Genomic DNA, 14,380 nt, shown 5'->3' with positions numbered 1-14,380 from the left:
ACCGGGATTGCCGTGACTTCCGAACTTGCCTCCATCATCGATTTCATCCGTTACGGCGCCAGTCGCTTCTCGGCCGCCGGGCTGACCTTCGGGCACAGCCACGACAACCCGATCGACGAGGCCACCCACCTGGTGCTGGCCAGCCTGCACCTGCCGCCGGACATTCCGCCGGCGTATGGCGCGGGCAGGCTCACCGCGGCCGAGCGCACGAACGTGCTGGCGCTGATCGAGCGCCGCGTGACCGAACGTCTGCCGGTGGCCTATCTGGTCGGCGAAACCTGGTTCGCCGGGTTGAAGTTCAAGAGCGACCGCCGTGCCCTGGTGCCGCGCTCGCCGATCGCCGAGCTGATCGAGTCGGGTTTTGCGCCATGGCTGGACGAGCGCCACATCGAACGCGCACTCGATCTGTGCACCGGTTCGGGCTGCATCGGTATCGCGATGGCCGAGTACAACCCGGAATGGCAGGTCGACATCGTCGACATCAGCGACGAGGCGTTGTCGCTGGCGCGCGAGAACATCGTGTTCCAGCACGTCGAGGGCCGGGTCGAGGCGATCCAGTCCGACCTGTTCGCCGGCGTGAAGGGGCGTCGCTACGACCTGATCGTCTCCAATCCGCCGTACGTCACCGAGGACGAGTACACCGCGCTGCCGGGTGAGTACGCGCATGAGCCGAAGCTGGGTCTCACCTCGGGCATCGACGGCCTGGACTTGTGCCTGCGCATGCTTGACGAGGCTGCCGACTACCTGACCGACGATGGCCTGTTGATCGTCGAGGTCGGCGAGAGCGAGCACGCGCTGGCCGCGCTGCTGCCGGAAGTCCCGTTTATCTGGATCGAGTTCAAGGTGGGCCAGATGGGTATCTTCGCGCTGGAACGGCGCGATCTGGTCGAGCACGCCGCGGCTATTCGTGCGGTGGCTGCCGCACGTCGTCCGGGCTGAGCCTGGCCGGATGGAGCTCGGCACCACCCGACTGCGGCTCGATGCCTTGCGCCCGGAGGATGCCGAGGCGCTGTTTGCCTATCGTGCCGACCCGGCGGTGGCGCGCTTCCAGGGTTGGCGTCCGGCGGATCTTGCCGCTGCGCGTGGCTTCATCGACGAGCAGCGGGATGTGGCGCCGGGCGTCTCGGGTGGCTGGTTCCAGCGCGCCATCCGCCTGCGCGATGACGGCAGGCTGATCGGCGACCTGGGTGTGCACCTGCCCGAACAGGCCGAGGCTTCGGTCGAGTTCGGGATCAGCATCGCACCGGCTCATCAGGGGCACGGATATGCCAGCGAGGCTGTGCGTGCGCTGTTCGAACTGGTTTTCGCCCGGCTCGACCGGCATCGCATCCACGCCTCGGTCGATCCGCGCAACCTCGCCAGCATGGCGATGCTGCGCGGGCTGGGCATGCGGCAGGAGGCGCATCACCGTGAAAGCCTGTGGCTGCAGGGCGAGTGGGTCGATGATGTGGTGTTTGCACTGCTGGCCAGCGAGTGGCGTGCCACCCGGTCAGCCGACTGACCCGATCGGCGCATCATCGCGTTAAGCTGTGGGAGTTTCCCTCGGACCTCCAAGCCTGTGTCCAGCAATTCGTTCGGCAAGCTTTTCACTGTCACCACTTTCGGCGAAAGCCACGGCCCGGCGATCGGCTGCGTAATCGACGGCTGCCCGCCGGGGCTCACGATCAGCACCGGAGAATTCCGCCAGGATCTGGAGCGCCGTGCCACCGGTCGGAGCCGCTACACCTCGCAGCGGCACGAGGCGGATGATGTGGAAATCCTCTCCGGCGTCTACGAAGGCAGGACCACAGGCACGCCGATCGCGCTGCTGATCCGCAACACCGACCAGCGCAGCAAGGACTACGGCGACATCGTGTCGACGTTCCGTCCCGGGCACGCCGATTACACCTACTGGCAGAAGTACGGTATCCGCGACCCGCGTGGCGGCGGCCGTTCCTCCGCGCGCGAAACCACCATGCGGGTGGCTGCCGCCGTCATTGCGAAGAAATGGCTGGCCGAGCGTTACGGTGTGCGTATACGTGGTTACCTGGCACAGATTGGCGAGGTCACACCGGATGCGTTCGACTGGGCGGCGGTGGAGCAGAACCCGTTCTTCTGGCCGGATGCGGAACAGGTGCCTGCGCTGGAAAGCTATATCAATGCGCTGCGCAAATCAGGCGACTCGGTCGGTGCACGCGTCAACGTGGTGGCCGAAGGCGTGCCGCCGGGCTGGGGCGAGCCGATCTACGGCAAGCTGGACGGCGACCTGGCCAGCGCGCTGATGTCGATCAATGCGGTGAAGGGTGTGGAGATCGGCGACGGCTTCGCCGCGGTCACCCAGCGTGGCAGCCAGCATCGCGACGAGATGAGCATGAGCGGTTTTGCCTCCAATCATGCCGGCGGCATCCTCGGCGGGATCAGCAGCGGTCAGCCAGTGACGGCCTCGATCGTGCTCAAGCCTACCTCGAGCATCCTGATTCCGGGCCACAGCGTGAACCTGGCGGGCGAGCCGACTGAAGTGGTGACCAAGGGGCGGCATGATCCGTGTGTCGGCATCCGTGCCACGCCGATCGCCGAGGCGATGATGGCGCTGGTGCTGATCGATCACGCGCTGCGCCATCGCGCGCAGTGCGGCGACGTGGGTGCGGTGGCGCCGAGAATCCCCTGATCGCGTCCGCCACGTACTGTGGCTGCACGCGATCCATCCCCCATCGACGAGGTGACAGCAAGGTGAGCAAGCAGCAGCGGGTATGGGTGTCACGGCCACTTTTCCCCGAGATCGTGACGAAGCTCGATCAGCATTTCGAGGTGGTGGCGGAGAGCACCGACCAGAAACGCACCACCGAGCAACTGAAAAAGATCCTGGCCGGATTCGACGGTGCCTTGTTGGGCCTGAATGACCGCGTCGATGCCGCCGTGCTCGAGGACAACAACCGGCTGAAGGCGATCGCCAACCTCGGTGTCGGCTACAACAATCTCGACATCCCCGCGATTACTCGTGCAAGCATCATTGCCAGCAACACGCCCGAGGTACTCAATGAGAGCGTGGCCGATTACGCCTGGGCCTTGCTGCTGGCTGCCGCGCGTCGCATGGGAGCGGCTGAGCGCTGGCTGCGCGCAGGGCAGTGGCATGGCATGCGGTTCGACGACTGGCTCGGTGTCGACGTGCACGGCAAGACACTGGGCATCCTCGGCATGGGCCGGATCGGCCAGGCGATCGCGCGGCGTGCGCAGGGCTTCGGCATGCCGGTGCTGTACCACAACCGGCATCGCCTGCCGGAGCCGCTGGAACAATCCTGTGGCGCCCGCTATGTCGACAAGTCGACCCTGCTGCACGAGTCCGACCACCTGGTGCTGGTGCTGCCGTTCACGCCGGAAAACCGCCACGCGATCGGTGCCGCCGAACTGGCGCTGATGAAGCGCCGCGCCGTGCTGGTGAACATCGCCCGTGGCGGCATCGTCGATGATGCCGCGCTGGCAGCAGCGCTGCGCGAAGGGCGGCTCGGCGCGGCCGGGCTGGATGTGTTCGAGGGTGAGCCGGCGGTGCATGCGGACCTGCTCGCGCTCGAGAATGTCGTGCTGAGTCCGCATATTGCCAGCGCCACCGAAGATACGCGTCGCGCCATGGCCACTCTTGCGGCCGACAATCTGATCGCTGCGCTGGGCTGCGGGCCGCAGGCCGGGCATCCGCCGACGCCGATCAACCCGGAAGTGCTGGGTCATTGACAAGACATATGGCCGCCTAGCCGTCCAGACGTATACTTGGATTTTCTGCACGCGATGTAGGCGTGTGCCATCCCTCCCCATCGAAAGCGGATCATGAGCAAAAAGAGCAGTTACAAGGTGGCAATGGTCGGTGCGACGGGCGCCGTCGGCGAGACGGTGCTGGCGATTCTCGCCGAGCGCGATTTCCCGGTCAGCGAACTGGTGCCGCTGGCCAGCGAACGTTCGGCTGGCGGCAAGGTCAGCTTCGGTGGCAAGGACATCACCGTGCAGCTGCTGGATACCTACGATTTCGAAGGTGTCGACATCGCGTTCTTCTCGGCCGGTGGCTCGGTCAGCAAGGTGCATGCGCCCCGTGCAGCGGCGGCCGGCGCGGTGGTGATCGACAACACTTCGGAGTTCCGCTACCAGGACGACATCCCGCTGGTGATCAGCGAGGTCAATCCGCACGCGATCGCCGACTACACCCGCCGCGGCATCATCGCCAATCCGAACTGCTCGACCATGCAGATGCTGGTGGCGCTGGCACCGATTCATCGCGCGGTGCAGATCGAGCGGATCAACGTGGCCACCTACCAGTCGGTATCCGGAGCAGGCCGCACCGGCATGGAGGAGCTGGGCAAGCAGACGGCGGCGCTGTTGAACTTCCAAAGCGTGGAGCCGGGCAAGAAATTCCCCGCGCAGATCGCGTTCAATGTGATCCCGCAGATCGACGACTTCCAGCCGAACGGCTACACCAAGGAAGAAATGAAGCTGGTGTGGGAGACCCGCAAGATCCTGGAGGACGAGTCGATCCAGGTGAATCCGACCGCCGTGCGCGTGCCGGTGTTCTATGGCCATTCCGAAGCGGTGCACATCGAAACCAGCGAAAAGATCACCGCCGAACAGGCTCGCGAGTTGCTGCGGCAGGCGCCGGGCGTGGTGCTGGTGGACGAGCGCAAGCCGGGCGGCTACCCCACCCCGGTGGGCGAGGCGGCCGGTAACGATGCGGTGTATGTCGGGCGCATCCGCGAGGACATCTCGCACGAGCGCGGGCTGGACCTGTGGATCGTGTCGGACAATATCCGCAAGGGTGCAGCGCTGAACGCGGTGCAGATCGCCGAATTGTTGATCGAGGATTATCTCTGAGATGCGTTACTGGTTACTCATGGGTCTGGCGGGGTTCATGGTCGTCACGACAGCACGGGCGGTTGACGAGCAGCCGCCGTCGCATCAGGCCGATACACGGAATCCGGCACAGGTCTCGGTGCGCCAGGCCCGGCAGCGTGTAGCGCAGCACCAGGCTGAAGTGAAGCGGCTGGAGCAGGATGTCGCCCGTCAGGAATCGGACAGCAAACAGGCCAGCGAGCGCCTCCAGCAGCAGGATCAGGCGATCGCCGAGCTGCAGAAGCAGCTGGAGGCGCTTCATGCCAGGCCGCCGGCCAGCCAGCACTGAAGGTGGCGCTGCAGTGAGAACGCGCTGCAGCAATGCGCTGCAAGTATTCGTCCCGGCTATTGTTGATTGGCCTGCATATAACTAAAGTGGCAGCTCGTTTGGGCAGCAGCCGTCACGGCGGCAACACCAAGAATGGCGCCAGGGATCGTTCGGGGGAGCACGCGATGAATCGTTCGTTGAAGTTGTCGATGTTGATGGCATTGGCACTGGGCAGCAGCCAGGTGCTGGCGCTCGATCTTGGCCAGATCCAGGTCAAGTCGGCGCTGGGGCAGCCGCTGCTGGCGGAAATTCCGCTGCATCCGGCCAGCCCGGCGGAGCTGCAGAATCTCACAGTCCAGCTGGCATCCAGCGAGGATTTCGCCCGGGCAGGCATCACTGGCGGACGTACCGCGATCCCGCTGCATTTCAGTGTCGCCAATGCCGGCAGCGATCATCCGGTCATCCGCATCACCAGCAGCGTGGCGGTGGACGATCCCTATCTCGATCTGTTGATCGAGGTGAACAGCCGTGCCGCCGGCAAGAGCGTACGTGAGTTCGCCATCCTGCTGGATCCGCCAGGGACGTCCAGCGTGGCCGCCACCGCAGCTGCACAGACCCGTGTCGAGCGCAGGAGCGAGCCCGTGGCGTCGAGGCGGTCCGCTACTGCTGCCCCCGCCGCTGCGCCGAAGCCGGCGCATGCAGCTTCGCCTGGGCCAGCTGCAGCCACCGCCGGCAATGGCCAGTATGGCCCGGTCGAGCATGGCCAGACCCTGTCCTCGATCGCCCGCAGCACCGCGCCGAGCGGTGTCGACGTGCAGCAGATGATGCTGGCGCTCAAGCAGGCCAACCCGGATGCGTTCTACCACGACAACATCAATGCGTTGAAGAGCGGCGCCGTGCTGCGCGTGCCGACCTCCGCGGAAGCACAGGCCATGACGATCGCCGCGGCCGTCGCCGAAGTGCGTCGTCAGAACAGCGACTGGCGTGCCGGCACCCCGGCCAAGCCGGCCATCGTGGCCGATACCGCGACCCGCGCATCCGCTTCCAGCGCACCTGGCAACACCTCTGCCGGCGGCGGGGACCGCCTTGCGCTGGTACCCGCGAAGGACGTCAAGGAGGGCGGAACCCAAGGTGGTGGTAATGCCGAGGGCAAGGGGGACAAGTCCGCCGCCAGCCTGCGCCAGGATCTGTTGCGCACCCAGGAAAGCCTGGCCAGCCTGCAGCAGCAGGGAGCTGATCTGAAGACCCGTCTGAAGGATCTGACGGACATCAACAGCAAGAACGAGCATTTGCTGTCGCTCAAGGACAGCGAGATTGCCGAACTGCAGAACAAGCTGGCAGCCGCGCGCAAGGCGGCCGGCTTGCCTGCGGCGGCACTGGCAGGCGCCGCTGCAACGACAGCCAAACCCACAACGAGTGCCAGCGTGGCAGCTGCTTCGTCGCAGGCCAAACCGGAAGCCGCGCCAGCTGGCTCGACCGCTGGCACGAGCGTGGCGCCTGCCGCCACGGGCTCTACCGCGGTGACGGCGGCCCCGGCGGTCGCCGCTTCCAGCGCGTCAGCCAGCGCATCCACGGCCGGCGCTGCCGCACCCGTGGCCAAGCCGGCAGTCAAGCACGTTGCCTCGCCGAGGCCAGCGCCGGTGGTCGAGCAACCCTGGTACATGCAGACATGGGCCTGGGCGGCCGGCGCTGGCGCGATCGTGGTGCTGCTCCTGCTGGCTCTGCTCGGTCGCCGACGCAAGCCCGCGGCGGCGGCGGGGGCGAAATCCGCCGCGTCGCTGGCCGACCGTTTCGGCACCGCGCCTGCAGCCGGGCAAGGTCTCGTCGGTGGCGACGACGTCGATCAGGAGGAGTTGCTCGACCAGCTGGCCGAGCATCCGGACGACATCGGCCTGCATCTGGAACTGGTCACCCTGTACTACTCGCGGCGCGACGTCGAGCATTTCGAGGCAGCGGCCGAAGCGATGCATGCCCATATCACCGACCCGCAGCAGGACGAGTGGCAGGACGTGGTGCACATGGGTGAGGATCTGGTGCCGGGTCATCCGTTGTTCGACCATCACCCCGAATTGCCGGGCCATGAGGAAGCCGAGGCCCGCCGCGCGTTCGATATTGACGACTATGCGGCCGACGACGGCGCGCCGGCGGCAACGCCGTCAATGCCGCCACCGTTGCCACCACAGGCACCGAAGAAGGTCAGTGAATACAGCTTCAATTTCGACCTGACCCATCCGACCGCTGTCGCGGATACCGCAGCACACAAGCCTGCAGCCGCGGACGATGCCACGGTGATGGCGCCGCTGGTGTCGGATACGCATGCGCCGGAAATGCACGAGGCTCCGGCTGCCAAGATAACGTCGGACTGGCATTTCGACGACGCAGCCAACACGCATCACATGGACGACCATGGCGGCGACCTGGGCGAGTTCAACGACGATCCGGTCGATACCAAGCTCGATCTGGCCCGCGCCTACGTGGATATGGGAGACGCCGACGGCGCACGTGCCATGTTGAGCGAAGTGATGAAGGAGGGCAGCCAGATGCAGCGGGACGTCGCCAAACGCCTGCTGGATACGCTGCACTGAGCCGGCTCAGGCACCGTACGCGCAATGAAATCGGGCCGGCCTTGCCGGCCCGATTTCATTGGCGGGCTGCTAATCTTCGCTGTCTTTCAACGGCCCTTTGCACAACCTCATGCGTATTGCGCTCGGCATCGAGTACGACGGCACCGATTTTTCCGGCTGGCAGCGCCTGAAAGCCGATGCCAGCGTACAGGGAGCGGTGGAACAGGCACTGTCGAAGGTAGCCGCGCACCAGGTCGAGGTCAGCTGTGCCGGGCGTACCGACGCGGGCGTGCATGGCCGCTGCCAGGTCGTGCATTTCGATACCGAAGCGGTGCGCGACATGCGTGGCTGGGTGCTTGGCGCCTGTTCCAACCTGCCTGCCAGTGTGGCCGTGCTCTGGGCGCAGCCGGTGCTGGACAGCTTCCACGCGCGCTATGCCGCGCGCAGCCGGCGTTACCGTTATCACATCCTCAATCGTCCAGTACGCGCGGCACTGGATGCTCGTCGTGTCACCTGGGAACGGCTACCGCTGGATGCCGAGCGCATGCACCGGGCGGCGCAGGCCCTGCTGGGCGAGCATGATTTCAGCGCGTTTCGCGCGCTGTCCTGCCAGGCGGTGCATCCGCGTCGCACGGTACTGGCCGCGAACGTGCGGCGCGATGGCGAGCAAGTCTTCGTCGACATCGAGGCCAATGCGTTCCTGCATCACATGGTGCGCAACATCGTGGGCTCGCTGCTGCCGATCGGTCGCGGCGAACAACCGGTCGAATGGCTGGGTGGACTGCTGGCCGGCTGCGATCGCCAGGTAGCCGGGCCGACTGCACCGGCCACGGGGCTGACTTTTGTCGGCCCACGTTACGAGACCTACTGGGGCCTGCCGCCGGAAGTCTGCCTGCCTGGAGCTGGCCCATGACGCGGACACGGATCAAATGCTGCGGCATGACCCGCGTCGAGGACGCACGGCTGGCTGCCCGGCTCGGTGCCGATGCGATCGGCGTGGTGCTGACCGCGCACAGCAAGCGGCAGGTGACACTGGAACAGGCGCGAAAGATCGTGGCTGCAATGCCGCCGTTCGTCGCTACCATAGCCTTGTTCATGGACGATGATGCGGATCAGGTGCATAGGGTGCTCGATGAAGTTCGGCCCACGCTGCTGCAGTTCCACGGCAGCGAGTCCGACGACTGGTGCGCGCAGTTTGGCCATCCGTTCCTGAAGGCGATCGCGTTGGGTGGCGGAGCGGTCGGGCTGCCGCGCCTGCACGATTATCCGCATGCCGCCGGCCTGCTGCTGGATGGCCATGCGGCAGGCGAGGCGGGTGGCAGCGGCAAGTCGTTCGACTGGTCGTTGATGCCGCACGATTCCGTGCAGCCGCTGTTGCTTGCCGGTGGCCTGCATGCCGGCAACGTGGGTGCGGCGATCCGCGCCGCGCGTCCGTGGGCCGTGGACGTGGCGAGCGGGGTGGAGTCGGCGCCGGGCATCAAGGATGCGACCAGGCTGGTGGATTTCATGGCGGCCGTGCGCGCCGCGGACAAGACGGAAGGGCAGTCATGAGCGAACTTTCCGGCGCGATTCCCGCGCCAGCCGCCATCGAGGAATATCACGCCGACGGCGATCGTCCGTTTGGCCTCGACGACGTGCTGGGCCGCGAGCGCCCACTGGTGATCCGCGGCCTGGTGCGCGACTGGCCCATCGTGAAGCTGGCCCGGCAGTCGGACACCGCGTTCGCACAGCGGCTGGCGGAGCTGGACAACGGTGCCGACGTGAGCACCCTGATGGTCGCGCCGGAAGCCGACGGCATCATCGGCTACGCGGCGGACATGAGCGACCTCAGCTACCAGCACTTCAAGGTGCCGGTCACCCTCGGCCTGCAGCGGCTGGCGAGCTACAGCCGGCGCGAGAACGCCCCCGGACTGGTGATCCAGAGCGCGCCGATCCGCGATTGCCTGCCCGGATTCCTCGCCGAGCATGCGCTGCCTTTCCTCGACCCAAGCGTGGAGCCGCGCCTGTGGATGGGCAACCGGGTCACCACACCCACGCATTTCGATTCGCAGCACAACATCGCCTGCGTGGTGTGCGGCACGCGTCGCTTCACGCTGTTCCCGCCGGAACAGTTGCCCAATCTCTACATCGGCCCGCTGGATTTCGCGCCCACCGGCGCGGCGATCAGCATGGCTCGGCTGGACCAGCCGGACGATCCGCGTTACCCACGCCTGAAACTGGCGCTGGCGGCCGCACAGGTGGCCGAGCTGCATCCGGGCGATGCGATCTATATGCCGCCCCTGTGGTGGCACAACGTCGAGTCGCTGGAGCTGCTCAACGCGCTGGTGAACTACTGGTGGAGTCCGGTCGACGTTCCCGGCTACCACACCGGCCATGCGCGGGCCGCGTTGTACCACTGCCTGCTCGCCTTCCGCGCGCTGCCGCCTGCCGAGCGGGCCAATTGGAAGAACCTGCTGGACCACTACGTGTTTGGCGACGAAGAGGCCATTGCGCACATCCCCGAACACCGTCGTGGCGTGCTCGGCCCGCTCACGCCCGAAACGGTGGAGCAATTGAAGCAAGGCGCGCGCCTGAATCTCTGACGCGGTTCGGCTTCAGGCTTCTGCCAGCTCCCGCTGCAGCCAGCTCATCAGTGCGGCCAGGCGCGCATCGCCGGCGCGCTTCGGCGCACACAGCACCCAGCTCGCTGGCGTGGTGCTGAAGCCCCACGGCGCCACCAGCCGCCCGGCGGCGAGGTCATCGGCCACCAGCGGCTGCGGTGCGATCGCCACGCCGAGGCCGGCCACCGCCGCTTCCAGCAGATAGTAGAGATGCTCGAACGACTGCCCGTAGTGCAGTCGGCCGGTGGCGATGCGCTGCGCACGCGCCCATGCCGGCCAGGCCTGCGGTCGCGAGGCGGTGTGCAGCAACGCTTCCTTGCACAGCGCATCGATGCTGGCCTTGCGCAGGGCCGTGTAGCGCGGATGGCGCGGACTGAGCACCGGGCCGATCCGCTCCGGGGAAAGTGCGTGTACCTGCCATTCCGTCGGCCATGGAGGCTCGGCCAGCAGCAGGGCGGCGTCCAGGCCGGGCAGGGCTGGCGCGGGCAGTTCCCCGATGGCGGACAGGTGCAGTTTCAGGTCGGGCAGGTCGCGGCCCATCCGTTCCAGTCGCGGAATCACCCAGCGCGCCAGCACACTGCCTGTGCAGCCGAGCACGAGCGGAGCCTGGCTCGACTCCTGGCGCAGCTTGTCGCAGGTCTGGCGCAGTTGCGCGAAGGCACTGGCGGCGCCGTCGCGCAACTGGCGGCCTGCCGGAGTCAGCATCAGCCCGCGACCCTCGCGGCCGAACAGCGGCACGCCCAGCTCGGCCTCCAGCGCACGGATCTGCCGGCTCACCGCACCGTGGGTCACGTGCAACTCGACGGCGGCGCGGCTCACGCTTTCCAGGCGTGCCGCCGCTTCGAAGGCCCGCAGGGCATTCAGCGAGGGCAGTTCGCGGGTCATGGCATCTGTGAGTTTTCCTGACAGGTGGCGGCAATCTTATCGCTTTTGCCGGACGTGCCGCTGCGCTAGGGTGAGCGCCTTGTCGCGGCGCGCGCCGCAATGGTTTCCAAATACGAGTGACGGCCATGCCCACAATCGACGATTTCCACGCCTGGCCCGATGCGCACGGTCGCTTCGGCGACTACGGCGGCAGCTATGTGGCCGAGACGCTGATGGCACCGCTGGCCGAACTGACCGAGGCATACCTGCGCCTGCGCGATGATCCTGCCTTCATCGCCGAACTCGATCGCGACCTGAAACACTACGTCGGCCGACCCAGTCCGATCTATCACGCCGAGCGGTTGTCGCAGCATGTCGGCGGTGCGCGCATCCTGCTCAAGCGCGAGGACCTGAATCACACCGGCGCGCACAAGATCAACAATACGGTCGGCCAGGCCCTGGTCGCGCGCAACATGGGCAAGACCCGCATCATCGCCGAGACCGGCGCCGGTCAGCACGGCGTGGCCAGCGCCACGGTGGCCGCGCGGCTGGGTCTGAAATGCGTGGTCTACATGGGCGCGGTGGATATCGAGCGGCAGAAGATCAACGTCTACCGCATGAAGCTGCTCGGTGCCGAAGTCGTGCCGGTGACCTCCGGTTCGAAGACGTTGAAGGATGCGCTGAACGAGGCGATGCGCGACTGGGTGACCAATGTCGCCGACACGTTCTACATCATCGGCACCGTCGCCGGTCCGCATCCGTATCCGCTGATGGTGCGCGATTTCAATGCGATCGTCGGGCGCGAGGCGCGTGCGCAGATGCTGGAACAGTACGGCCGGCTGCCGGACGTGCTCACCGCTTGCGTCGGCGGCGGTTCCAACGCGATCGGGCTGTTCCACGCGTTCCTGAACGATCGCGCGGTGCGCATCGTCGGCGCCGAGGCGGCGGGCGAGGGTATCGCGACCGGGCACCACGCGGCTTCGCTGGCGGCTGGCCGGCCCGGCGTGCTGCATGGCAACCGCACTTACGTGCTGTGCGACGACAACGGTCAGATCACCGAGACGCATTCGATCTCGGCCGGGCTCGATTATCCGGGTGTCGGACCTGAACATGCGTTCCTCAAGGATGCAGGCCGTGCCGACTACGTCGGGGTGACCGACGACGAGGCGATGGAAGCGTTCCATCTGCTGGCACGCACGGAGGGCATCCTCGCCGCGCTGGAGTCCAGCCACGCTGTAGCGCAGGCGATCAAGCTGGCGCGCGAGTATCCGAAGGACGGCATCGTGCTGTGCAACCTGTCCGGCCGTGGCGACAAGGACGTGCATACGATCGCCGCGCGTGAAGGAGTGGAAGTATGAGCCGCATCGATCGCCGTTTCGCCGCGTTGAAGGCTGCCGGTCGCACCGGGCTGATTCCGTTCGTCACTGCGGGTGATCCTTCGCCGGAACATGCGGTGACATTGATGCATGCACTGGTCGATGCCGGCGCCGATCTGGTCGAGCTGGGCGTGCCATTCTCCGACCCGATGGCGGACGGCCCGGTGATCCAGCATGCCAGCGAGCGGGCGATTGCGAAGGGTGTGGGGCTGTCCGACGTATTGGGGTGGGTTGCTGCGTTTCGCCAGCGCGATGCGGAGACGCCGATCGTGCTGATGGGGTACCTGAATCCGGTCGAGATCCACGGCTATGCGCGCTTCGCCCATGAGGCCGTGCAGGCTGGTGTCGACGGTGTGTTGCTGGTCGACTGTCCGCTGGAGGAGTCGGCCGTGCTGCGGCCGTTGCGCGACGCCGGACTGCAGCAGATCCTGCTCGCCGCGCCGACCACCGAACCCTCGCGTATGGCGCAGCTGTGCGGTTCGGCCGAAGGTTTCCTGTACTATGTCTCGTTCGCCGGCATTACCGGTGCGGCACACTTGAGTACCAGCGACATAGCGGCACGTGTGGCGGATGTCCGCACGCATGCGAAGGCGCCGGTGGCAGTGGGCTTCGGCATTCGCGATGCGGCGAGTGCCAGGGCGATCGCGGACTTTGCCGATGCGGTGGTGATTGGCAGTGCGCTGGTCGAACGACTGGCCGGGGCAGTGGATGCCGAAGAGATGACCGTGCGGGCGCGTGCGTTCCTTGCGCCGATCCGCGCCGCGCTCGATGCGCATTGAGAACACGTGCCGCCCGTAGGCTGCACGCTCACGAAGAACCAGGTGATGCGATGAATTGGCTGCAGAAAATCATGAACCCGCGCACCCGCCCGCAGAACACGAACGGCGGCAAGGGTTCGGTGCCCGAGGGCGTGTGGGAGAAGTGCGCCGGTTGCGGCACCGTGCTGTACAAGCCGGAGCTGGAGCGCAATCTGATGGTGTGTCCCAAGTGCGGCCATCATCACTACATCAGTGCGCGCATGCGCCTGGACACCTTGCTCGATGGAGGTTCCACGCAGGAATTGTGGGCCAGTCTGGAACCCACCGATCCGCTGAAATTCCGCGACTCCAAGAAGTATCGCGATCGCATTGTCTCCACCCAGAAAAAGATCGGCGAGAAGGATGCGATGGTCGCGATGAGCGGCAGGCTCAAGGGCCGTCCGCTGATGGCGGTGGCGTTCGAGTTTGCCTACATGGGCGGTTCGATGGGTTCGGTGGTTGGCGAGAAATTCGCGCGGGCCGCCGAGCGCGCGCTGGCCGACAAGAGCGCACTGGTGTGCTTCTCCGCCACCGGCGGCGCGCGCATGCAGGAGGCATTGTTCTCGCTGATGCAGATGGCCAAGACCTCGGCCGCGCTGGCACGCCTGCGCGATGCCGGTGTGCCGTACATCAGCGTGCTGACCAACCCGACCACCGGCGGCGTATCGGCCAGCCTGGCGATGCTCGGTGACATCAACATCGGCGAGCCGAAGGCGTTGATCGGGTTTGCCGGTCCACGCGTGATCGAGCAGACCGTGCGAGAGACCCTGCCCGAAGGCTTCCAGCGTTCCGAGTTCCTGGTCGAGCATGGCGCACTCGACCTGATCGTCGATCGTCGCGAGATGCGCGACAAGCTGGCCGACCTGCTCGGCATATTGACCAGGGCATCGCGCGCAGCCTGATGCTGCACCGGTGCAGGAAGCGATGCCGCCCTCGGGCGGCATCGTCGTTTTCGCCGGCGGATTTTTGCGTGCGGGTTTTCCACAATCGATGTGGACGCTGGCTGGTAAAGCCTGTGGACAAGCCGCGTCCACCGCTTGTCGATCAGGCACTTGCTACGCGC

14 protein-coding genes are annotated in these 14,380 nt (G+C 66.3%); 13 read left to right on the top strand and 1 reads right to left on the bottom strand.

Going from position 1 to position 14,380, the window contains the following annotated elements; translation table 11 throughout:
• Positions 1-12: 12 nt before the first annotated feature.
• The 10 genes from prmB (at position 13) to ACYVKM_RS10875 (ending at position 10,262) form a co-directional block, all read left to right on the top strand.
• Positions 13-939 (top strand): 50S ribosomal protein L3 N(5)-glutamine methyltransferase, encoded by a 927-nt coding sequence (gene prmB, locus ACYVKM_RS10920; protein ID WP_460877608.1) that lies wholly within the window; start codon positions 13-15, stop codon positions 937-939.
• A 10-nt stretch (positions 940-949) separates the two neighbouring features.
• Entirely contained in the window at positions 950-1,501 is a 552-nt protein-coding gene (locus ACYVKM_RS10915) for a GNAT family N-acetyltransferase (protein WP_460877607.1), read from the top strand.
• Between the two features lie 57 nt (positions 1,502-1,558).
• A complete protein-coding gene (gene aroC / locus ACYVKM_RS10910) occupies positions 1,559-2,647 on the top strand; it encodes a chorismate synthase (protein WP_460877606.1) in 1,089 nt (362 codons plus the stop codon).
• A gap of 62 nt (positions 2,648-2,709) precedes the next feature.
• Positions 2,710-3,705 (top strand): 2-hydroxyacid dehydrogenase, encoded by a 996-nt coding sequence (locus tag ACYVKM_RS10905; RefSeq protein ID WP_460877605.1) that lies wholly within the window; start codon positions 2,710-2,712, stop codon positions 3,703-3,705.
• Between the two features lie 93 nt (positions 3,706-3,798).
• Positions 3,799-4,830: an aspartate-semialdehyde dehydrogenase gene (locus ACYVKM_RS10900; protein ID WP_460877604.1), complete on the top strand. Its 1,032-nt coding sequence runs from the start codon at positions 3,799-3,801 to the stop codon at positions 4,828-4,830.
• Between the two features lies 1 nt (position 4,831).
• Positions 4,832-5,137, top strand: a complete 306-nt coding sequence (locus ACYVKM_RS10895; RefSeq protein WP_460877603.1) for a hypothetical protein — start codon at positions 4,832-4,834, stop codon at positions 5,135-5,137.
• A 164-nt stretch (positions 5,138-5,301) separates the two neighbouring features.
• Complete coding sequence (locus ACYVKM_RS10890; RefSeq protein WP_460877602.1) at positions 5,302-7,701, top strand: FimV/HubP family polar landmark protein; 2,400 nt, start codon at positions 5,302-5,304, stop codon at positions 7,699-7,701.
• A gap of 109 nt (positions 7,702-7,810) precedes the next feature.
• Positions 7,811-8,593 carry a tRNA pseudouridine(38-40) synthase TruA gene (gene truA / locus ACYVKM_RS10885; protein ID WP_460877601.1) on the top strand — a complete coding sequence of 261 codons (783 nt, stop codon included), beginning with the start codon at positions 7,811-7,813 and terminating at the stop codon, positions 8,591-8,593.
• Positions 8,590-9,231: a phosphoribosylanthranilate isomerase gene (locus ACYVKM_RS10880; RefSeq protein WP_460877600.1), complete on the top strand. Its 642-nt coding sequence runs from the start codon at positions 8,590-8,592 to the stop codon at positions 9,229-9,231. The genes truA and ACYVKM_RS10880 overlap by 4 nt, the downstream gene beginning before the upstream one ends.
• Positions 9,228-10,262: a cupin-like domain-containing protein gene (locus ACYVKM_RS10875; protein ID WP_460877599.1), complete on the top strand. Its 1,035-nt coding sequence runs from the start codon at positions 9,228-9,230 to the stop codon at positions 10,260-10,262. Before ACYVKM_RS10880 ends, ACYVKM_RS10875 begins: the two co-directional genes overlap by 4 nt.
• Before the next feature lie 12 nt (positions 10,263-10,274).
• Here the strand turns inward: ACYVKM_RS10875 and ACYVKM_RS10870 are convergent, their stop codons facing one another.
• A complete protein-coding gene (locus ACYVKM_RS10870; protein ID WP_460877598.1) occupies positions 10,275-11,165 on the bottom strand; it encodes a LysR family transcriptional regulator in 891 nt (296 codons plus the stop codon).
• 125 nt (positions 11,166-11,290) lie between these two features.
• On the opposite strand from ACYVKM_RS10870, the gene trpB reads away from it, so the two are divergent.
• Genes trpB through accD form a run of 3 tightly spaced genes read left to right on the top strand, consistent with a single transcriptional unit; the run spans position 11,291 to position 14,219 of the window.
• Positions 11,291-12,502, top strand: coding sequence for a tryptophan synthase subunit beta (gene trpB, locus ACYVKM_RS10865; protein ID WP_460877597.1), 1,212 nt, complete (start codon positions 11,291-11,293; stop codon positions 12,500-12,502).
• A complete protein-coding gene (trpA, locus tag ACYVKM_RS10860) occupies positions 12,499-13,299 on the top strand; it encodes a tryptophan synthase subunit alpha (protein ID WP_460877596.1) in 801 nt (266 codons plus the stop codon). Before trpB ends, trpA begins: the two co-directional genes overlap by 4 nt.
• Positions 13,300-13,349: 50 nt before the next feature.
• Positions 13,350-14,219, top strand: coding sequence for an acetyl-CoA carboxylase, carboxyltransferase subunit beta (accD, locus tag ACYVKM_RS10855; protein ID WP_460877595.1), 870 nt, complete (start codon positions 13,350-13,352; stop codon positions 14,217-14,219).
• Positions 14,220-14,380 lie beyond the last annotated feature (161 nt).

This window comes from Rhodanobacter koreensis (assembly GCF_054782855.1).
The sequence above is the reverse complement of the archived record's forward strand: the minus strand, read 5'-3'. Positions and strand labels throughout refer to the sequence as shown.